This is a genomic window from Chitinibacter fontanus (genome assembly GCF_013423785.1).
In the GTDB taxonomy this organism is placed as follows: domain Bacteria; phylum Pseudomonadota; class Gammaproteobacteria; order Burkholderiales; family Chitinibacteraceae; genus Chitinibacter; species Chitinibacter fontanus.
Genome location: NZ_CP058952.1, coordinates 3,254,579 through 3,273,819, shown reverse-complemented (window position 1 = coordinate 3,273,819; position 19,241 = coordinate 3,254,579). Strand labels below are relative to the sequence as shown.

At 53.5% G+C, this 19,241-nt stretch carries 19 protein-coding genes, 1 tRNA gene, 1 rRNA gene and 1 riboswitch; of the genes, 8 read left to right on the top strand and 13 right to left on the bottom strand.

Annotated elements, in window-relative coordinates; genetic code table 11:
- A tRNA-Ile gene (locus HZU75_RS15620) sits at positions 1-77 on the bottom strand.
- A 105-nt stretch (positions 78-182) separates the two neighbouring features.
- Positions 183-1,716, bottom strand: a 16S ribosomal RNA gene (locus HZU75_RS15615).
- 412 nt (positions 1,717-2,128) lie between these two features.
- Between HZU75_RS15615 and grxC the strand changes: the two genes are divergently transcribed.
- From grxC to HZU75_RS15590, 5 genes are all read left to right on the top strand, one after another.
- Complete coding sequence (grxC, locus tag HZU75_RS15610) at positions 2,129-2,389, top strand: glutaredoxin 3 (protein WP_180306910.1); 261 nt, start codon at positions 2,129-2,131, stop codon at positions 2,387-2,389.
- 137 nt (positions 2,390-2,526) lie between these two features.
- Positions 2,527-3,012: a protein-export chaperone SecB gene (gene secB, locus HZU75_RS15605; protein ID WP_180306909.1), complete on the top strand. Its 486-nt coding sequence runs from the start codon at positions 2,527-2,529 to the stop codon at positions 3,010-3,012.
- Positions 2,993-3,442, top strand: coding sequence for an SH3 domain-containing protein (locus tag HZU75_RS15600; protein ID WP_180306908.1), 450 nt, complete (start codon positions 2,993-2,995; stop codon positions 3,440-3,442). Before secB ends, HZU75_RS15600 begins: the two co-directional genes overlap by 20 nt.
- Before the next feature lie 20 nt (positions 3,443-3,462).
- On the top strand, positions 3,463-4,455 hold the full coding sequence (locus HZU75_RS15595) for an NAD(P)H-dependent glycerol-3-phosphate dehydrogenase (RefSeq protein WP_180306907.1): 993 nt from the start codon (positions 3,463-3,465) through the stop codon (positions 4,453-4,455).
- A gap of 139 nt (positions 4,456-4,594) precedes the next feature.
- Complete coding sequence (locus HZU75_RS15590; protein ID WP_180306906.1) at positions 4,595-5,284, top strand: polymorphic toxin-type HINT domain-containing protein; 690 nt, start codon at positions 4,595-4,597, stop codon at positions 5,282-5,284.
- Between the two features lie 119 nt (positions 5,285-5,403).
- Here the strand turns inward: HZU75_RS15590 and HZU75_RS15585 are convergent, their stop codons facing one another.
- From HZU75_RS15585 to HZU75_RS15535, 11 genes are all read right to left on the bottom strand, one after another.
- Positions 5,404-6,171: an ABC transporter ATP-binding protein gene (locus HZU75_RS15585; RefSeq protein WP_180306905.1), complete on the bottom strand. Its 768-nt coding sequence runs from the start codon at positions 6,169-6,171 to the stop codon at positions 5,404-5,406.
- Positions 6,168-7,154 carry a FecCD family ABC transporter permease gene (locus HZU75_RS15580; protein ID WP_180306904.1) on the bottom strand — a complete coding sequence of 329 codons (987 nt, stop codon included), beginning with the start codon at positions 7,152-7,154 and terminating at the stop codon, positions 6,168-6,170. The genes HZU75_RS15585 and HZU75_RS15580 overlap by 4 nt, the downstream gene beginning before the upstream one ends.
- Positions 7,151-8,023: a cobalamin-binding protein gene (locus HZU75_RS15575; protein ID WP_180306903.1), complete on the bottom strand. Its 873-nt coding sequence runs from the start codon at positions 8,021-8,023 to the stop codon at positions 7,151-7,153. The genes HZU75_RS15580 and HZU75_RS15575 overlap by 4 nt, the downstream gene beginning before the upstream one ends.
- Entirely contained in the window at positions 8,020-9,327 is a 1,308-nt protein-coding gene (locus HZU75_RS15570; RefSeq protein ID WP_228028097.1) for a cobyrinic acid a,c-diamide synthase CobB, read from the bottom strand. Before HZU75_RS15570 ends, HZU75_RS15575 begins: the two co-directional genes overlap by 4 nt.
- Complete coding sequence (locus HZU75_RS15565) at positions 9,315-9,740, bottom strand: hypothetical protein (RefSeq protein ID WP_180306902.1); 426 nt, start codon at positions 9,738-9,740, stop codon at positions 9,315-9,317. The genes HZU75_RS15570 and HZU75_RS15565 overlap by 13 nt, the downstream gene beginning before the upstream one ends.
- 66 nt (positions 9,741-9,806) lie before the next feature.
- Entirely contained in the window at positions 9,807-10,253 is a 447-nt protein-coding gene (locus HZU75_RS15560) for a YiiD C-terminal domain-containing protein (RefSeq protein ID WP_180306901.1), read from the bottom strand.
- Positions 10,254-10,430: 177 nt separating this feature from the next.
- Positions 10,431-11,030 (bottom strand): cob(I)yrinic acid a,c-diamide adenosyltransferase, encoded by a 600-nt coding sequence (gene cobO / locus HZU75_RS15555; protein ID WP_180306900.1) that lies wholly within the window; start codon positions 11,028-11,030, stop codon positions 10,431-10,433.
- Entirely contained in the window at positions 11,023-11,811 is a 789-nt protein-coding gene (locus HZU75_RS15550; RefSeq protein ID WP_180306899.1) for an ABC transporter substrate-binding protein, read from the bottom strand. The genes cobO and HZU75_RS15550 overlap by 8 nt, the downstream gene beginning before the upstream one ends.
- A gap of 17 nt (positions 11,812-11,828) precedes the next feature.
- Positions 11,829-12,848 (bottom strand): threonine-phosphate decarboxylase CobD, encoded by a 1,020-nt coding sequence (gene cobD / locus HZU75_RS15545; RefSeq protein WP_180306898.1) that lies wholly within the window; start codon positions 12,846-12,848, stop codon positions 11,829-11,831.
- A 16-nt stretch (positions 12,849-12,864) separates the two neighbouring features.
- The gene (gene cbiB, locus HZU75_RS15540) at positions 12,865-13,851 is read right to left on the bottom strand and encodes an adenosylcobinamide-phosphate synthase CbiB (RefSeq protein ID WP_180306897.1); all 987 of its coding nucleotides are present in this window, start codon (positions 13,849-13,851) and stop codon (positions 12,865-12,867) included.
- Between the two features lie 2 nt (positions 13,852-13,853).
- Complete coding sequence (locus tag HZU75_RS15535) at positions 13,854-15,686, bottom strand: TonB-dependent receptor domain-containing protein (protein WP_180306896.1); 1,833 nt, start codon at positions 15,684-15,686, stop codon at positions 13,854-13,856.
- A gap of 137 nt (positions 15,687-15,823) precedes the next feature.
- Positions 15,824-16,043: riboswitch (cobalamin riboswitch) on the bottom strand.
- Between the two features lie 174 nt (positions 16,044-16,217).
- On the opposite strand from HZU75_RS15535, the gene HZU75_RS15530 reads away from it, so the two are divergent.
- Genes HZU75_RS15530 through HZU75_RS15520 form a run of 3 tightly spaced genes read left to right on the top strand, consistent with a single transcriptional unit; the run spans position 16,218 to position 19,184 of the window.
- Positions 16,218-16,793 carry a GbsR/MarR family transcriptional regulator gene (locus HZU75_RS15530; RefSeq protein ID WP_180306895.1) on the top strand — a complete coding sequence of 192 codons (576 nt, stop codon included), beginning with the start codon at positions 16,218-16,220 and terminating at the stop codon, positions 16,791-16,793.
- Positions 16,794-16,795: 2 nt separating this feature from the next.
- A complete protein-coding gene (locus HZU75_RS15525; protein WP_180306894.1) occupies positions 16,796-18,115 on the top strand; it encodes a cytochrome ubiquinol oxidase subunit I in 1,320 nt (439 codons plus the stop codon).
- A 55-nt stretch (positions 18,116-18,170) separates the two neighbouring features.
- A complete protein-coding gene (locus HZU75_RS15520) occupies positions 18,171-19,184 on the top strand; it encodes a cytochrome d ubiquinol oxidase subunit II (protein WP_180306893.1) in 1,014 nt (337 codons plus the stop codon).
- Positions 19,185-19,241: the final 57 nt, after the last annotated feature.

Genomic DNA, 19,241 nt, shown 5'->3' with positions numbered 1-19,241 from the left:
TGGTGGGTCAAGCTGGAATCGAACCAGCGACCCCCGCCTTATCAAGACGGTGCTCTAACCGACTGAGCTACTGACCCAGCTTTCCAACCGAGTAGTGTTCAAGTTCCCTTGAGCACTGTCTCTGTATCTTCAAAATCTACAGCCGATGAGTGTGAGTACTTGACCCGCAGGTCTTTCTCTTGAAAGGAGGTGATCCAGCCGCAGGTTCCCCTACGGCTACCTTGTTACGACTTCACCCCAGTCATGAATCCCACCGTGGTAAGCGGCCTCCTTGCGGTTAGCCTACCTACTTCTGGTGAAACCCACTCCCATGGTGTGACGGGCGGTGTGTACAAGGCCCGGGAACGTATTCACCGCGACATGCTGATCCGCGATTACTAGCGATTCCGACTTCATGCACTCGAGTTGCAGAGTGCAATCCGGACTACGATCGGTTTTGTGAGATTGGCACCCCCTCGCGGGTTAGCGACCCTCTGTACCGACCATTGTATGACGTGTGAAGCCCTGGTCATAAGGGCCATGAGGACTTGACGTCATCCCCACCTTCCTCCGGTTTGTCACCGGCAGTCCCACTAAAGTGCTCAACTAAATGGTAGCAACTAGTGGCAAGGGTTGCGCTCGTTGCGGGACTTAACCCAACATCTCACGACACGAGCTGACGACAGCCATGCAGCACCTGTGTTACGGTTCCCGAAGGCACTCCTCTATCTCTAAAGGATTCCGCACATGTCAAGACCAGGTAAGGTTTTTCGCGTTGCATCGAATTAATCCACATCATCCACCGCTTGTGCGGGCCCCCGTCAATTCCTTTGAGTTTTAGTCTTGCGACCGTACTCCCCAGGCGGTCAACTTCACGCGTTAGCTGCGTTACTAAGCTCCGAAAAGCCCAACAACTAGTTGACATCGTTTAGGGCGTGGACTACCAGGGTATCTAATCCTGTTTGCTCCCCACGCTTTCGTGCATGAGTGTCAGTATCAGCCCAGGGGGTTGCCTTCGCCATCGGTGTTCCTCCACATCTCTACGCATTTCACTGCTACACGTGGAATTCCACCCCCCTCTGCCGTACTCTAGTTAGCCAGTTCACAATGCAATTCCCAAGTTGAGCTCGGGGATTTCACATCGTGCTTAACAAACCACCTGCGCACGCTTTACGCCCAGTAATTCCGATTAACGCTTGGACCCTACGTATTACCGCGGCTGCTGGCACGTAGTTAGCCGGTCCTTATTCTTCAGGTACTCTCAAGAGCGATGGATATTAGCCACCACCTTTTGCTCCCTGACAAAAGCGCTTTACAACCCGAAGGCCTTCTTCACGCACGCGGCATTGCTGGATCAGGCTTGCGCCCATTGTCCAAGATTCCCCACTGCTGCCTCCCGTAGGAGTCTGGACCGTGTCTCAGTTCCAGTGTGGCGGATCGTCCTCTAAGACCCGCTACTGATCGTCGCCTTGGTGAGCCTTTACCTCACCAACTAGCTAATCAGCCATCGGCCGCTCCAATAACAAGAGGTCTTGCGATCCCCCTCTTTCCCCCGTAGGGCGTATGCGGTATTAGCTATCCTTTCGGATAGTTATCCCCCATTACTGGGTACGTTCCGATGTATTACTCACCCGTTCGCCACTCGCCACCAGACCGAAGTCCGTGCTGCCGTTCGACTTGCATGTGTAAAGCATGCCGCCAGCGTTCAATCTGAGCCAGGATCAAACTCTTTCGTTTAATCGCTATGCTATTTTTACTACTTGGCTTGTACTTCAATACTCAAAGAAAGAAACGAGAAAAACTTAAAAAGTTCGTCTTGTTTATTTCCTATCATCTGAGTGCAAGCACTTGTTTCGACTTACGAATCAAGCACTCACACTCATCGGCTGTATATTGTTAAAGATCGTTGCTGGCATCGCTTCGTTTCGTTGCGTCATCAGCAGAGAGGCCGAACTATACCCACCAGCCTGAAACACGTCAACACCTATCGACGATTAAATTATCATTTTGTCGATAAGTGGCTGTTTTTACTTGACTCATTAACCTGCGCATTACCCATACTTGCAGAATCGCCCCCCCACCCCAAGATAAACAACCATGAATAACAAAAGGCTCAAACTTCAATTTTGAGCAAAACTGGAGTACACCCATGCCCAAAGTGCTTATGTATAGTACTGGCTACTGCCCTTATTGCGATCGCGCAGAGCGATTACTAACCCAGCGTGGCGTAAGCAATCTGGAAAAAATCCGCGTCGACCTAGACCCTGCCCAGCGCGAAATCATGATGGAGCGCACTCAGCGCCGCACTGTGCCGCAAATTTATATTGATGATTATCATGTAGGGGGTTTCGACGACTTGGCAGCATTAGATCATGCTGGCAAATTAGTACCATTACTAAATGGGCAGTAAACCATTGTAGTGATCTATTACTCATCCACTGCACCAGCATGGTCATCCGATGCCATTTTATGCGATGATTTGCGCGCGGTGGTTCATGTAGCCAAAGCAATACCTGTATAAACTAACCGACTCACAAGGGATGGACCATGAGCGAAGAAAACCAAGTAGCACAAGAAGAACAAGCACAACCGGTTTTTGCAGTACAAAAACTTTACGTTACCGATATCTCGCTTGAGTCCCCAAATGCACCTAACTCATTCATGGAGCAAGGCGAGCCAGAATTTAATATCCAGTTCCGCAACCAAGCTCGCAGCTTTGACAATGGTTTTTTTGAAGCCAGCCTGACCGTCACTGCGACGGCCAAAGTTGAAGACCGCACTGTATTCTTGGTTGAAGTCACTCAAGCTGGCCTATTCCAGATTGAAAACGTACCAGAAACTGAACTCGACCCACTGCTCGGCATTGGCTGCCCAAGCATCTTGTTCCCATACTTGCGCGAAGCCGTGTCTGATTTAACTACACGCGCGGGCTTCCCTCCGCTGGTATTGCAACCGATCAACTTCGAAGCGATCTATATCCAACAGCGTCAACAAGCTGCAGCACAGCAAGCCAATGAGCAAACCACTCATTAAGCCGCTACTAGCCGCAACACTACTAGCCAGCCTGGCTAGTAGTGTTTTTGCGCTTGAATATCGCTCCACCGCGCGCAATGGCGTAATTTTGTATGACGCCCCGCAAGAGAGCAGCACCAAACGCTTTGTACTCAGCGCCAATATACCGCTAGAGATACTGGCCGAACAAGGCAACTGGCTGCGCGTACGCGACCGTGATGGCACATTAGCCTGGCTCACCAAAGCCGATGTCAGCAGCACCCGCTATGTACAGGTCAATCGCTTGGCCGAAGTACGCAAAGACGCCGCTGCCAACTCAGCCCTACTGTTTAAAGTCGAGCGCAATGTGGTGATCGAGCTACTGCAAGACACCCGCACTGGCTGGCTCAAAATCAAACACCGCGATGGCGCCATTGGCTACATCCGCATCGAAGACGTCTGGGGCGCTTAAACCTAGATAGGAGAATTCCTTTGAAACTGGCCGTGTTAGGCGCAGGTGCCTGGGGCACCGCATTGGCGATTCGATTCGCCGATCGTCAAGCTGTTACCCTGTGGTCACGCGAAGCAGATCAAGTCGCGCTAATGCAGCAAGAACGCTGCAATACCCGCTACCTACCCAACGCATCTTTCCCCGATACGCTCACCGTTAGCCACTCGATGGCCGATGCGATTGCAGGCGCGGGCCTTATTTTGATCGTCACCCCGATGTCGGGGCTGCGCGGCACGTTAAAAGCACTGGCGGAGCTGGGCAACACCGCGCCGGTTCTCTGGGCGTGCAAAGGCCTCGAAGCTGGCACAATGCTGCTACCGCACCAAGTCGCTGAACAAGAAATGCCCACCCACATCGCGCGTGGCATGTTATCTGGCCCGAGCTTTGCGCAAGAAGTCGCCAAAGGCCTGCCCGCCGCAGTGACGATTGCCGCCAGCGACGCCGCTTTTGCGCAGCAAGTAGTCAATGATCTGAACACCAATATCCTGCGCCTGTATGCGTCGGACGACATCATCGGCGTTGAAATCGGCGCGGCGGTCAAAAACGTGATGGCGATTGCCGCTGGCGTGGCCGACGGCCTTAACCTTGGTCTAAACGCCCGCGCCGCGCTACTCACCCGTGGTCTGGCCGAAATGGCACGTTTCTGCGTGGCTCTTGGGGGTAAACCGGAAACCATGATGGGCTTAGCGGGCATTGGCGATTTGATGCTGACCGCCACTGGCGACCTATCGCGCAATCGCCGCGTTGGGCTATTGCTGGCGCAAGGCTTAGATTTGGATGGCGTACTGAAAAACCTCGGCCACGTCGCCGAAGGCGTACCGACTGCGCGTGAAGTGCTGCGCCAAGCCGAAGGCCTAGGCATTGAAATGCCGATCACCCGCTCGGTCTGCCAAGTCTTGTTCGACAACGTTGCAGTCAGCGATATCATTGCCGAATTGATGGGTCGCAGCCCGAAAATGGAAGCCGCAGTTTAATAAAAAATAGCCGTCGTCAGACGGCTTTTTATTGCCGCTAATTTAAGAACACTCAGGTTTAATAGCGCCAATCGAACACCCAGCTTTAATTCACCGCACCTCAGACCTCTCCCGAATGCCAACGGAAACAGGACAAATTTTGCAAACACACTCACAAGACAAGATCGAAAATCTAGCACGTTCAATTAGCAATGGTGGTTTGGTAGCCGGCACGCAAGTGTGGACTGATCAAGGGCTTAAACCCATTGAAGCAATCGAGGTTGGCGATATGGTGTTGTCTAAGCCCGAAAATGGTGACGGTGGGCAACAATATAAGCGCGTGGTCAAAACCTTTGTGCACGAAGCGAAGGAAATTTTGGAACTTCGTGTCAAGGTTGGTGAGAAAACTAAGGTCATTTATCCAACGGCAAATCACCCGTTCTGGGTGGTCGAAGAAAAAGAAGAATGGCGCGAGCTGGCTAATGGTGAGCTGGTTTCAAGTTCAACCTTTACAGAGATCGGCTGGTTGCCTGCGGATGAACTGATTCGTTATAAACACCATGTTCAGTTATCGGATGGTTCGTTGGCAATGGTATCGGCAATTCTTCCGGTTTATTGCACGAAGGAGCAGGGTGTAGGCTTTATTCCGCTGCTTCAAGACCCGAATAGACATGATTATGGCAATTTGACCGACTTTAATCGCGGACGGAAGTTTATTCCTGGGGAATATGACCCTACCGAAGACGATTGGGATGACGATGATCCTTACCTGAAAGTGCGGGTGTATAACTTCGAAGTTGAGGATTTCCATACCTATTTTGTCGATTGTGGTGTTTGGGTGCATATGTAAAAAACGAACGCTGAAGTGTTGTAGGACGCAATCGCCGCAGGCGCTACGCCAACTTCCCGCACTTCCTCACACAGGCGTATTGCCGCTACGCGTCGAATACGTCCTACCTACTCCAAGCATCACTGCTGCGGCACAAACCAGCTTTTGCCATTCTGCCGAACAAGAGATACAGGGTAATGGTATAGCCTGCTAAGCGATTCTGAATTTAACACCTCAGCCAATACCCCAGCTGACCACTTTCCATCACCAAATAGCAGCAAGGCGTGTGTGGCACATTGTGCTGCGTGGTTAGGGTCGTGGCTGACCATCACGATGCTGCGCCCTGCCGCACGCTCAGTACGCAGCACTTGCAAGGCTTGTTGCTGATGGCGTAGGTCGAGCTGCGATAGCGGTTCATCCAGCAGCATCAGCGGTGCTTGCTGTGTGAGCGCGGTGGCCAGCGATACACGGCGGCGCTCACCACCCGATAAACTCGCCAAATCTCGCTGATCGAAGCCTTGCAAATCGAGTCGCGCCAATTGCTCGCGCGCCAGCGCCAGATCGGCTGCGCTTTCCCACTGCCAACGGCCCAGGTGCGGGTGGCGGCCAGTAAGCGTTTTTTCCAGCACCGACAAGGGAAACGGGCATTCATCATGCTGCGTTTGCCACGCCAGCACCTTTGCGCGCTGCGCGGGCAACACATTCGATAAAGGCACACCATTGAGCTCAATATGCCCATGCTGCGGCTTAAACCAGCCCGCCCAAGCTGAGAGCAGCGTACTCTTGCCGCAACCGTTTTCGCCCAGCACGATCCACGCTTCGCCTTGCGTGATGGTTAGATTTAAATCTTGCACCAGTACCCGATCGCCCTGCTGCAAAGTCAGATTGTGCACGCTGAGTAAACTCATACCCGCCTCCGACGTGACAACAGGTACAGAAACACCGGCACACCGAGCAAGGCCATGACCACGCCGACCGGCAGCTGCTGTGGCGCGATCAAGGTGCGGGCTAGAATATCGGCCAGCAGCAGCACAATGCCACCCGCCAACGCTGCCGCAGGCAGCAACAAACGCAAGTCCTGCCCAATGATCAGCCGCAATGCATGCGGCACGATGAGGCCGACAAAGCCGATCATGCCCGCCGTGGTCACCGCCAGCGCACTCGCCAGCGCGGCGGCAAAGTACAAAATCCAACGCAGGGTATTGTGATTCAAGCCCAGTGAATATGCCGCTTCCGAGCTCATACCCATGATATTAAGTTCACGCACCAGCGGCCACAGCAAAACCAGCAGTGCAGCAAGAAAGACCAGCGCGGTTTGCCACTGCGCCCCCGCCAAATCGCCCATTAACCAAAAAATCATACCGCGCAAAAGCCCATCGGGCGCCATGCTGAGCAGCAAAGACGATAAGGCGCCGCAAAACGCCGCCAGCGCCACGCCGGTTAGCAATAGCCGCGTTTGCGTACTCGAATGATCACTACCCGCGAGCAAAAAAACGATCAAAATACTCAGCAACGCCCCGCCGCCCGCTGCCAGATTCACCCCCAAAGTACCCGCCCCGAGTAAGAGCGCCAACAGCGCACCGACACTGGCCCCGCCAGAAGTACCCAAGATGTAGGGGTCTGCCAATGGATTGCGCAGCAGCACTTGCTGCAAGGTGCCCGCCAGCGCGAGCAAACCACCCACGGCAATCGCGGCTAAGGTGCGCGGCAAACGTAATTCGAGTACCACATCGCGCGCCAGCGCCGCCTCGTCGCCACTACTCCAGAGTTGCCATGGGCGGTAATTGGTCGAGCCAAAGCACAGGCTCGCCGCCACTGCCAGCAGCAGCAAGAGCCCAAGCACGCCCAGCGTGACGATCACTTTTTGCGGCGTTAGGCGCTGTAAATTCATTGCCGCGCCTTATCGAGCGCGTCGCACATTGCCTTGCCACCTTCAACCAAACGCGGGCCCATGCGGTTCACGCTGTCTTTGGGCAGGATATAAAACTGATTATTCTGAGTGGCTTTGAGGTTTTTCCATTTCTTCCACGGCGCTAACCAATCCGATTTCATACCGGGTTCGCCGCTGGTCATAATCACATCGGGGTTGGCCGCCAACACCGCCTCAACGTCGACTTTAGGCGTTAAATCGCTTTGCGTGCCAAACACATTCACGCCACCGCAAACTCGCATCACGTCCGAAATAATCTGCGTGTTATTAATTGTCATCAAAGGCCGATCCCAGATTTGATAAAACACGCGTACCGGTTTGCGACCCGTATAGGTTTTTTCTAGCTGCGCAAGCTGATCGCGGTATTGCTTGGCCGCTTTGCCGGCTCCCGCTTGCAGCGCAGTCATTTCGCCCATGCGTTCGAGCACTGTCGGGACGTCGGCCATTTTTTTCGAGAAGGTTAAAAACACCGGAAAGCCCAGCGCTTTAATCTGATCGAGCTGGCGTTCAGGATTGCCGCTGGCCCAGCCGATGATCAAATCGGGTTTCAGCGCGCGGATGCGCTCCAGATCAAAACCGTTGTAGCCGCCAATGCGCTCGATTTTATTCGCCTCGGGCGGGTAATCGCTGTAGTTCACCGCGCCGACGATCAGTTTTCCCGCGCCAATCGCAAACAAATCCTCAGTCACATGCGGCGCCAAACTGATGATGCGCTTCGCCGGTTGCGCCAAAGTAATCGTATTGCCGACGTCGTCTTTAACGGTAATCGCAGCCTGCGCCGCCGTGCTGGCGAACAAAACGCTAGCCACGAAAGAAATGGCCAACTTCATACTACGGCTCCAAACAAGGCAGCAGTTGCCACCGGATTACTCATAAACCAAGCGTGGATATACGAAGCGCGAATATACCCATGTGTGTATAGTGCCTCACCATTAGATCCTAAGCGGCATGGCGCACCATACGCAACGGGGGTCATTTCAGTCGCCATAGTTGAATAATGGAAAGTATGCCCGCGAATTTCGCCGTCGCCGCCTGAGCCGAAGTTCAAGCTTTGCGAACCCAGCGCGGCCAAGCGCGTTTGCATCGTGGCGCGTGCGGGGAATAAGCCCCACATCGGTTTGACGCTGCCATCGACCAAAGTAAGCGAATCGCCCAACGCCAGCATGCCGCCGCATTCAGCCCAAATTGGTTTTTTCGCCGCGATATGCGCAGCCAAGTCGGTACGAATACTCGGGTGCGCCGCCAAGGTATCGGCGTGCAACTCGGGGTAGCCGCCCGCCAGATACACCGCATCGCATTCTGGCAAAGACTCGTGCGCCAGTGGCGAGAAGAATCGCAATTCAGCGCCGAGCAATTCCAAGCAGCGTAAATTGGCCGGGTAAATAAAACAAAACGCCGCATCACGCGCGATAGCGATGCGCTTGCCAGCAAGCAGCGGTTTAACTTCAAAACAAACAGGCGCAGCCATTGCAATTGGCTTAGCTAATTGCGCAATGGGCTGAGTCGCCAAGGCATCGGCAATCGCATCAAGCTTGGCCGCCAGATCGGGGATTTCTTCGGGTAAGGCCAAACCCAAATGACGCTCAGGCAAGGGCTCGACTTTTCCGGCCCAACCCATCCAGTGTTCAGATTTAGCCGACTCTTGCAGCATCTGCGCATGGCGCTCACCAGCTACCTTATTGGCCAACACGCCATAAAACGGCAAATCAGCTCGATAATGCGCTAGGCCAAACGCCAGCGCGCCAAAGGTCTGCGCCATCGCGCCCGCGTCGATCACCGCCAGCACTGGCAAGCCAAACTTCACCGCCAAATCAGCCGTGCTCGGCTCGCCATCAAACAAGCCCATTACCGATTCGATCAGCACCACATCGTAATCACGGGCAGCTTCAGCCAGCATCTGGCGGCACAGATCTTCACCGACCAGCCATAAATCGAGATTATCCACCGGTGAGCCACTGGCAAAACCGAGCAGCAGTGGGTCGAGAAAATCCGGCCCGCATTTAAACACTTTGACGCGCTTGCCTTGGCGGCGATACAGCCACGCTAAACCAGCGGTGATGGTGGTTTTGCCTGAGCCTGATGAAGGCGCTGCAATCAGTATGCAACTGGTAACAAAGTTATTCATTTCAGACATAAAATAGACTTAATATTCTTAATTTTTGCGCTCACAATTTCATGAACATCTTCATTCTTAGAAAAACAGAAATTTGCAAGCGCATTCAATTCAATAGCTGCTTGAGTAATTTTATTTTTTCTCGGCAACAAAAACAAGAATGAGACTACAGAATAAAAAGGAATAACACTACAATCCGCGACGATTTTTGCCGATAGTTTCACACATTCAGAGTATGCAAAATGCGATTCCTCATCTTTGACATATGTATAATTTGGAATTACGCGACCCCCATAACACAAAATAAAGTGATTAAATTCCCCAATTGTTTTCTTCAGCTGCTGAGCCGGCTCAATTACAATCTTCAATACATACTGACCGAATAGATAAATAATAACAGCAGAAATAATTGAAATTAAATTTTCAACATTCATCAAAACACCCCTAAATTTTGAGAACAACACTCAAAATAGTGTAAAGTAAACCCCTGCATATTCGGTCTACACATGAATAACATAATTCCCACAAAACCTCACCGCCAGCCCCTGCTGCGTGACGATCTGCACATCCAGCGCAATCCGCCCTCGCCCTTTGCGGCTAAATAGTTTCAGGCAACGATCAAACTCAACATTACTTACCAATTCACAGCGTGCGTTGATGGTTTCAACCACAGGCAGTAAATATTCAATCTGTGCGTCCTGAATCACGATATGCGCGTGCAGACCGGCGGCGTGCAGGCGGGCAAAGACCATGCTCCAACCCGCCAATACCGCCACCGCGTACAAACTCCCGCCAAATGCCGTGCATTTGTGGTTAATGTTTGGCGCTAGCGGCGCGGACAGCTCGATCAGTTGCGGGCTGGCGGTGATGACTGAAATGCAAATTTCGCGCGTTAGCGGGATTTCTTCGTGGAGTGTTTTTTTTAACAAGCTTTTCAATTCAGACATTCACCGACCACTCTCAAAAAATGTACAAAAACGAGGTTGAGTCATAGCAAGCGCCCGTCAGCGTTGCGCGGCCGGAACGCAGAAATCGGAATGTACTGCACAGTGCATGAGGCTGCATATCTGTCGAGTACCGCCCGAGCTGCGATCACGTGGTGGGCAGCATGACTCAAGCCGTTTTTACCACTCCAAGCCTTTCTGGGCTCTGATCCCCGCTTTGTAAGCATGCTTCTCGTCGTTCAGTTCAGTAATCGTGTCGGCAATTTCGCGCAATTCGGCTACCGCCGCACGGCCGGTGACGACGACATGCTGCATTTCTGGGCGCGATTCGATGTCGCGCACGATGGTGGTTTTATCGAGATAACCATATGACAAGCAATAGGTCAGCTCGTCGAGCACGACCACGTCGTAACTTGGATCGTTCAGCATTTTGACGGCCATCGCCCACGCTTCTTCAGAGCGTGCTTTGTCGGCTTCGAAATTTTGTGTCTCCCACGTAAACCCGTCGCCCATCACATGCCATTCGCAGTGTTTACCCAAAAAAGCTTCTTCGCCGGTGTCGGTGCGGTTTTTAATAAATTGCACCACGCCCACTTTCATGCCGTGGCCAATCGCACGCGCCACCATGCCAAAGGCCGATGATGATTTCCCTTTGCCGTTGCCGGTGAGCAAAATCATGATGCCGGTGTCGATATTCGCTTCGGCGATATGCTGGTCGATGATGGCTTTTTTACGTTGCATGCGCGCGGCATGGCGCTCGTTACGGCTTTGTTCAGACATGTTGAAAATCTCGAATATAGGATTGAATCAGCGGCAGGCCACGCGAAATCGCGGTAATGCCGGGCACCAGCAAATCTTCGCTAGCGATTTCAAATACTTGGCGCTGCGCAACGGCGGGAATGTGTTGCCAGCCCTCACGTTGCATTACCGCTTGTGTATCAAATTTTTGCCCGCACCAACTACCCAAAATCAGCTCAGGTGCAGCGGCGATCACCTGCTCGGGCATCACGGCGCGATCTTTGGCGCGTGGCGCATGTGAAATATCGTCAAAGACATCAACGCCACCAGCAATCGCGATCAGCTCGGATACCCAGCGTATGCCGGTATACAACGGCGTATGCCATTCTTCGAAATACACTCTCGGGCGCTGGCTGAATGTTGCGGCGACAAAGCGGGCATTGTCGAGCTGGCTTTGTAGCTGGGCGATCAATGTTTCGGCACGTTCGCTGCAATCGAGTAGCAAGCCCAGTGTGCGGATCATATTGAAAATACCGGCGATGGATTTTTGATTGAAAAAATGCACCTCATAACCGGCTAAAATGCATTCTTTAACAATCTCGCCTTGCAAGCTGGAATACGCCAGAATCAGATCAGGCTCAACAGCAAAGATTTTGTCGGCTTTGGCGGTCGAAAAACCGCTAATGATCGGGTGATTCTTGGTCACGCCCGCCGGATGGCGCGCAAAAGCGGTAATGCCAGCGATGCGATGCTGCTGCCCCAGCGCATACAGCACTTCGACGGTTTCACTACTCAAACAAGTAATGCGTTGCGGGCCTTTCATTAAAACATCCTTATGATTTAGGCGACTTGGCTGGCGGCTAGGCGCAAGCGTTGTTCAAACGTGGCGCGCTGATCGAGTGCGAGCGCGCCGAAGCGAATAGCGTCAACGCCAATATCGAGGGTATTGAATGGGCGACTATAGATTTTATTGCACGCCAAGGCATACCCCCATTGATCAATATTTTTCACTAGGCAAAACTGCATCAGCGGATGGCTGCCGCGTGGCGGCAAGCCCACTTCAGTGAGCAAAGCGGACAGCCATGCGCCATCGGCGGCCAAGCGCGTACGTTGCGCGCCTTGCCAAGCGCGATCAGCCAAGGCCAATTGGCCTGCCCACAGCGCGGGGCCGCTGACATTCCACGGCCCGATTTGCTGCGCCAGCCTCTCGCGCAGTGCTGCGTGCGCAAACACAAAGCCAAGGCGCACACCGGCTAGGCCAAAAAATTTACCCACCGAACGGAGCACGATCAGCCCTTCTCGCTCTGCATCCGCGCATAAACTCTGCGCACCAGCGCCATCAATCGCGTCGATAAAGGCTTCGTCGATAATCAACCAACCGCCGCGCGCGGCCAAGGTGTGGTGCAAGGCCAATAGGGTCTCGCGTGACCAAATCAGCCCATCGGGATTATTCGGGTTCACCAGCACCAGCACATCTAGATGTTGGACGGCATATTCAATTTCATTGGGGTTGAGCGTCACCACCGTATGGCCAGCCAATTGCCAGCGCCACGCGTGCTCGGCGTACGAGGCACGCAGCACGCCGACTTTGCCTGCGCTGCGCATCGTCGGTAGCGCAGCAATCGCCGCTTGCGAACCAGCGACCGGCATAAATGCGCGGCTACCGTAATAGTCGGCGACAACTTGTTCAAACTCGGCGGTCGGGTGCGGCAGGCGCTGCGCCACTTCAACCGGCATTTGAGGCAAGGAGTAGCTATACGGCGCAATGCCGGTCGAGCAGTCGATCCAGTCGGCCAGTGTGCCGCCAAAATTGGCCATCAAAGTACGTAAATTGCCGCCGTGCCGTGGTGCGCTATTCATTTTGTCCCTGTCTCCATCAACCGATCACCCATGCGAGTAGCAGCAAGGCTACGCAACAAAGCAGCCACAGCGCCAGCGTTTTTTTCACCAGCATCATACTACGGGCAATATCGCCCGCCTGCGGCGCTGGCCCAGCGCCCAAATCGGTGCGTTGCTCGATCTGGCCGTGGTAAATCGCATTACCGCCCAAGGTGATGCCCAAAGCGCCCGCGCCCGCCGCCATCACCGGGCCAGCATTCGGGCTATCCCATTGTGGGGCTTGAGTGCGCCAGCTTTGCCATGCCGCACGAGTTTGACCGAGCAAGGTATATGACAAAGCGGTTAATCGGGCAGGAGTAAAATTAAGCACATCATCAAGCCGCGCGGCGCAGCGGCCAAAATAATTAAAACGCGGCGTGCGATAGCCCCACATCGCATCGAGCGTGTTGGCCAGCCGGTGCGCAATCGCACCAAGCCCGCCGAGTAACATAAACCAAAACAAAGTGGAAAATATCGCGTCAGCGCCGTTTTCTAGGTTGGACTCAATCGCGCCCTTGGCGATTTCGGTTTCAGTGAGCTGGCTGCAATCACGGCTAACAATCATGCTCAGCGCCACGCGCGCAGCGGGTACATCGCCGGCGATTAATGGCGTGGCAATCGCTCGCACATGCGACAGCAGACTATTGGCGCCGAGCGCAAACCACAGTGCAGCCCCATTGAGCAGCACCAGCAGCGCACTGATCCAATTAAAATCATCTGTACTTAATCGCAGCAGATAGGTTTGTATCAAACCATATATAACACAGGGTATTGCCACCAAGATCAATACTGAAAAAGCCCCCAGCGCAATACCCGTATATTTTCCATGGCGACTGAAGTGATTTAGCCGCTGCTCCAGCCGTTTCACCCACCCGCCAAAGCCCACCAGCGGGTGAAAACGGCGTGGCTCGCCAATACGCCACTCCAGCGCCAGCCCAAAGGCCAGCGCCAGCAATAACATCAATGGCGAGTGCAGTAGCAACATGATTACTTCGGCGACCAGCGCACGCTCAGCATGCCGTTCAGGCCAACGGTGCTGTAGTCGTACACTTGCGTGTACTCTTTATCAAACACGTTGTTCACACGAGCGGTCACGGCCCAGTCTTTGGCCACTTGATATTCGCCAACCAGATTAAACAGCGCGTAGCCCGCTAAAGTCTTGCGTCCTTCACCGTACACATCATCAAAGCGCTGGCCTTGTGCCTGCATTTCACCGCGGACGCGCCATTGACTGGTACTCAAACCGGCGTAAACCACGCCTGAATTTTTCGCGCGCAATTCAAGCTGGCGATCATTTTTCTGATCCAGCGCATCAAGGTAATCGTAGCTAAAGCCCGCTTCCAGACCGTCTTTGGCCCAATCGGCCGTTAAGGTCAGACCTGACAGGCGCACTTTATCCACGTTTTTGACGGCATTACGATCGTTCAAAATAAAGTCTTTCACTTCATTGCGATACAGCGTGGCGCCCAGTTTCAGCTGATTAGTTTGGTAACGCGCAAATACTTCACCGCCTTCTGATTCTTGCGGTTTCAGGTTTGGGTTACCCCAGTTTGGCCAATACAGTTGGTTAAACGTTGGCGCTTGGTAACCGGTGCCGTAGCTGGCGCCCAATTGGATGTTATCCGTTGCTTGCCACGCGCCGCCCAAGGTGCCGGTGGTTTGGCGATCAAATTGCGAATTGTCATCGCTACGCAGATTGGCTTGTAGCGTAAAGTCGCCCAAATTGGCCAAATAGCCGCCCAGCAGACTATTGATACGACGGTGATCTACCGTGTAGTTGCCGCCGGTTTTCGACACGTCTTGCACCAAGGTTTCTACGCCCAAGGTCGCCACACCGGGGCCCACTTTAATGTCGTTCTGCCACGCCAATTGGTTTTGGCGAGTTTTGATGCGCGTTTCTTCCAACGCTGGCGTTTTGGCTGGCGCGTAGCTGTAGCTATCGTCGATACTGCTACCGGCTTGGATTTTGCTGGTCCAATTGCTGGTGAACTGGTTTTTGCTCCACACCGTCGCGCTACCGTTGGTGCCTTCGTCGCGGTAATCGTAGTATTTCGCCGCGTACGCGTTGTCGTAGTGGTTGTTTACTTTGGCCAGCAACAAGCTAGCACCAACTTCGTTGGCCGCGTTAAATTGATGGCTGAAATTGGCCGATAGGCTATTGTTTTCGTAGCCATCATCATCGCTATTGTATTTCTGGTATTTCGGTAACACCAAGGCGCTCACGCCGTCGGTTTTGCTGTGCGCGAGGCCAATTGAGTAACGTGTTTGCTCGTTGCCGCCCGCCAAACTTGCGCTGGCCTCGACGCTGTTTTGTGTGCCGTAGCCAACTTCGACGCTAGGTGTAAAACCCTTGCCGCCGCGTTTGGTGAAAATCTGAATCACGCCACCAATCGCATCCGCACCGTACAAGCTCGCAGCAGGGCCGCGCAAGATTTCAATCCGATCAACTTGTGCCAGCGGCAAATGCTGTAAGGCCGCTTGCCCAGTGGTTGCCGAGCCATAGCGTACGCCGTCGATCAGCACCACAGTTTGGTTTGCACTGGCACCGCGAATAAACACGCCGCCCGATTTGCCCGCGCCGCCGTTGCTGGTGATTTGCACGCCCGGTTGGCGCGCTAATAATTCAGGCAGGCTAGTATTGCCTTGGCTGGCAATCTCTTGTTGCGTCAGAATCGTGACGTCGCCAACGACTTCGCGCGCGGGCTGGGCCACGCGGGCTGCCGTGACCACAACTTCGTCGAGTTGAGTTACATCAGCATGTGCCATGGTCGCGATGGCAGATAAACAGATTAGGTATAGCTTTGAAAAACGCGGTGTCATTAAAGTCTCCAGCAATACACCCACAGTGTATTGCATTGATAAAACGGCAGGAGACTTCAAATCGAAAGGGAAACAGAGTACGGCAAACGCACAGATTCTGTCGCCACGGTCACCCTGCCGTACGAATCTGCACTACCGAAGGCAGTGCTGGCAAGGCCGGTATCCGGGCTGATCAGTGGCCGTGGCCCATCGACCCCCTTCCCATTTGGTATGCCAAACAGTGGTTGCGGCTTGACCGCTGGATCGACTTAACTGAGTTACCGTTGCAGGGGCAGCACAGGTTTTACACCTGTTTCCCGTTTAAAGCTCACCACGCAAATCAATGCGCGGCGACTCACCTTTGCTGCGCGCATTGTAACTTGAAATTTTATTACGTACCTGTCTGGAATATGACAAACGTGTCGCGAGCGCCTTAGTTTTTCTCTATTGAAGGCATAGAAAAATACAATCCCCTTTGCGCATTGCATCTCCACAGGCGCAAGAATATGATCCAGATCAAATTTCACAAATTACTGAAAATTCAAAACCTCCATGAACCTCACACCACTCATCCAATCTTTTGTGCTGCACTTTGGCGAAATGGGCAGCCATTGGGGCATTAACCGCACCGTCGGCCAGATGTATGCACTGCTGTTCGTCAGCGAAAAGCCACTGAACGCGGACGAAATGGCCGAAGCACTGGGCTTTTCGCGCTCGAATATTTCGATGGGACTGAAAGAGCTGGTGTCGTGGCGGCTAGTGAAGTTGCAGCACTTGCCCGGTGATCGGCGCGAATACTATTCAACGCCCGACGATGTGTGGGTGATTTTTCAAACGCTGGCCGAAGAGCGCAAAAAACGGGAAGTCGACCCAACGCTGACGATGCTGCGCGGCGCACTACTAGAAACGCCGAGCAACGACGCTGACAAGCACGCGCAAGCGCGCATGGCACAAATGCACGATTTGATCGACCTAACGACCAGCTGGTTTAGCGATATTCAGCGCCTCGATGTGGAAACACTGCAAAAGCTGATGAAACTGGGCGCGCAGGTACAAAAATTTTTAGAGCTCAAGCAAAAACTACCCGCCTTTTTAGGTGGCAGTGAATCAAACAGCGATAAGGAATAAACATGCCGACCGATGCCCTACTCGACCCGCTGGTGCTGGCGCGGATACAGTTTGCCGCCAATATCACATTTCATATTCTGTTCCCCACCATCAGCATTGCGATGGGCTGGGTGTTGTTGTTTTTCAAGCTGCGCTTTAACAAGACAGGCGATGACAAGTGGATGCAAGCCTATGGCTTCTGGGTGAAAATTTTTGCGCTGACCTTTGCGCTGGGGGTGGTCAGCGGCATTACGATGAGTTTTCAGTTTGGCACCAATTGGCCCGGCTTTATGATGGCCGTGGGCAATATCGCAGGGCCACTCCTAGCGTATGAAGTGCTAACGGCGTTTTTCCTTGAGGCAACTTTCCTGGGCATTATGCTGTTCGGGCAAAAAAAGGTTAGCAACCGCATGCATACGCTGGCCACCGTACTGGTAGCCGGAGGGACCACGCTATCCGCCTTCTGGATTATTGTGCTCAACTCGTGGATGCAAACGCCGACGGGCTTTGAAATGATCAACGGTCAAGCACATGTAACCAGCTGGCTAGCAGTGATTTTTAACCCATCGATGCCGTACCGCCTGACGCATATGCTGATAGCCTCAGGCCTGACGGTGGCATTTTTGGTTGCGGGTGTGTCAGCATTTCAGTGGCTTAAAGGCCAGCGCCAAGCCGCGGTTCAAGCGGCACTGAAAACGGGGGTGTTCTTAGCCGCAGTTTTGATTCCGCTGCAAATTTTTGTTGGCGATATGCATGGCTTGAACACGCTGAAACACCAACCCGCCAAAATCGCTGCAATCGAAGGCGTATGGCACACCGAGCGCGGCGCGCCGCTGATGTTGTTTGCGCTGCCCAATGGCGAAACGCGCAGCAATGACTTCGCCATCGGCATTCCCAAAGTTGCGAGCTTGATCTTGACGCACGATCTGAATGGCGAAATCAAAGGCCTTAACGAATTTACCGAGCACCCGCCGGTGGCGAAAGTCTTCTGGGCGTTTCGGATTATGGCTGGGGTGGGTATGTTGATGCTGCTCGCTAGCTGGTTGGCCGCGTGGCAAATACGTCGCCAAGGCGAGCCTACTCCACTCGTTAGCAAGCTACTGATCGGCATGACCTTTAGCGGTTGGGTCGCCACCGTGGCGGGCTGGTACGTCACCGAAATTGGTCGCCAGCCATGGCTGGTACACGGCGTACTAAAAACCGCCGATGCGGTATCGAATGTGCCTAGCGGCATGGTGCTGAGCACCTTGGTGATGTATCTGGCGCTGTATGTATTCTTGCTCGGCTCGTATATCTCGGTGGTGTTTTATATGGCCAACAAGGCGGGCAAAGCCACAGCCTAATCATTATTCACCGCTGCTGATGACCGTCAGCGGCGGTTTTTGCAGGAGATTTATTATGGACTTGGCTTACTGGCTACCGGTCATTTTTGCGGCCTTAATGGTCATTTCGATGTTCGCCTATGTCATTCTCGATGGGTATGACCTTGGTGTCGGCATCTTGCTTGAGTTTGAAAGCAAGACCCAAGAAAAAGACAAAATGATCGCCGCGATTGGCCCATTTTGGGATGCCAATGAAACGTGGTTGGTCTTAGGCGTGGGCCTGCTGCTGGTCGCCTTCCCGATGGCGCATGGCGTGATTCTCACTGCGCTGTATCTGCCCGTGGCGCTGATGCTGCTGGGGCTGATTTTGCGCGGAGTGGCGTTTGATTTTCGCGTGAAAGCACAAGCGCATCACCAGCCGCTGTGGAATCGACTCTTTTTTGTCGGCTCATTACTCGCCACCGTATCACAAGGCGTGATGCTGGGCCGCTACCTCACCGGCTTTGACCCCGGCTGGGGCGCGTGGGGCTTTGCACTATTGGTTGGTGTCAGTCTGGTTGCCGCCTATGCGCTGATTGGCGCGAGCTGGCTGATCATGAAATCAACCGGCGCCTTGCAACAACGCGCCGTCGTATGGGCGCAGCGCAGCGTGTGGTTCGCCGCCGTAGCGGCAGTCTTGGTGTCGATCGCCACACCATGGATTAGCCCACGCGTGTTTGATTTGTGGTTTTCACTGCCGAATGTTTTCCTGCTTGCACCCGTACCGATCATGAGCGCCGCGCTATTTGTCGTGATCGCCTATTCGCTGCCAAAACTCGCGCAACGCCAGCGCAATGGCAACGATAATTTCTGCTGGATACCCTTTGCCGCGACCGTCGGGATTGTACTGTTGTCGTTTTTTGGCTTGGTGTACAGCATTTTCCCGCACTTGGTGATCGACCAGCTCACCATCTGGCAAGCCGCGAGCAGCACCGAGGCATTAAAAATCATGTTCTTTGGCGCGGCGCTGGTGCTACCGACCATTATTGGTTACACGATTTACTCGTATCGGGTGTTCTGGGGTAAGGCAGGCGAATTAAGTTACCAATAATTGTCTGGCGAAAAAAAGGCGACTCTTTTGAGTCGCCTTTTTTACTGCAATCAGATA

What these genes read in the sequence shown, in the direction of transcription:
- grxC (WP_180306910.1), top strand. Translation starts at nt 2,129, where the DNA reads ATGCCCAAAGTGCTTATGTATAGTACTGGCTACTGCCCTTATTGCGAT.
- secB (WP_180306909.1), top strand. Translation starts at nt 2,527, where the DNA reads ATGAGCGAAGAAAACCAAGTAGCACAAGAAGAACAAGCACAACCGGTT.
- HZU75_RS15600 (WP_180306908.1), top strand. Translation starts at nt 2,993, where the DNA reads ATGAGCAAACCACTCATTAAGCCGCTACTAGCCGCAACACTACTAGCC.
- HZU75_RS15585 (WP_180306905.1), bottom strand. Translation starts at nt 6,171, where the DNA reads ATGAGTTTACTCAGCGTGCACAATCTGACTTTGCAGCAGGGCGATCGG.
- HZU75_RS15580 (WP_180306904.1), bottom strand. Translation starts at nt 7,154, where the DNA reads ATGAATTTACAGCGCCTAACGCCGCAAAAAGTGATCGTCACGCTGGGC.
- HZU75_RS15575 (WP_180306903.1), bottom strand. Translation starts at nt 8,023, where the DNA reads ATGAAGTTGGCCATTTCTTTCGTGGCTAGCGTTTTGTTCGCCAGCACG.
- HZU75_RS15570 (WP_228028097.1), bottom strand. Translation starts at nt 9,327, where the DNA reads ATGTCTGAAATGAATAACTTTGTTACCAGTTGCATACTGATTGCAGCG.
- HZU75_RS15565 (WP_180306902.1), bottom strand. Translation starts at nt 9,740, where the DNA reads ATGAATGTTGAAAATTTAATTTCAATTATTTCTGCTGTTATTATTTAT.
- HZU75_RS15560 (WP_180306901.1), bottom strand. Translation starts at nt 10,253, where the DNA reads ATGTCTGAATTGAAAAGCTTGTTAAAAAAAACACTCCACGAAGAAATC.
- cobO (WP_180306900.1), bottom strand. Translation starts at nt 11,030, where the DNA reads ATGTCTGAACAAAGCCGTAACGAGCGCCATGCCGCGCGCATGCAACGT.
- HZU75_RS15550 (WP_180306899.1), bottom strand. Translation starts at nt 11,811, where the DNA reads ATGAAAGGCCCGCAACGCATTACTTGTTTGAGTAGTGAAACCGTCGAA.
- cobD (WP_180306898.1), bottom strand. Translation starts at nt 12,848, where the DNA reads ATGAATAGCGCACCACGGCACGGCGGCAATTTACGTACTTTGATGGCC.
- cbiB (WP_180306897.1), bottom strand. Translation starts at nt 13,851, where the DNA reads ATGTTGCTACTGCACTCGCCATTGATGTTATTGCTGGCGCTGGCCTTT.
- HZU75_RS15535 (WP_180306896.1), bottom strand. Translation starts at nt 15,686, where the DNA reads ATGACACCGCGTTTTTCAAAGCTATACCTAATCTGTTTATCTGCCATC.
- HZU75_RS15530 (WP_180306895.1), top strand. Translation starts at nt 16,218, where the DNA reads ATGAACCTCACACCACTCATCCAATCTTTTGTGCTGCACTTTGGCGAA.
- HZU75_RS15525 (WP_180306894.1), top strand. Translation starts at nt 16,796, where the DNA reads ATGCCGACCGATGCCCTACTCGACCCGCTGGTGCTGGCGCGGATACAG.
- HZU75_RS15520 (WP_180306893.1), top strand. Translation starts at nt 18,171, where the DNA reads ATGGACTTGGCTTACTGGCTACCGGTCATTTTTGCGGCCTTAATGGTC.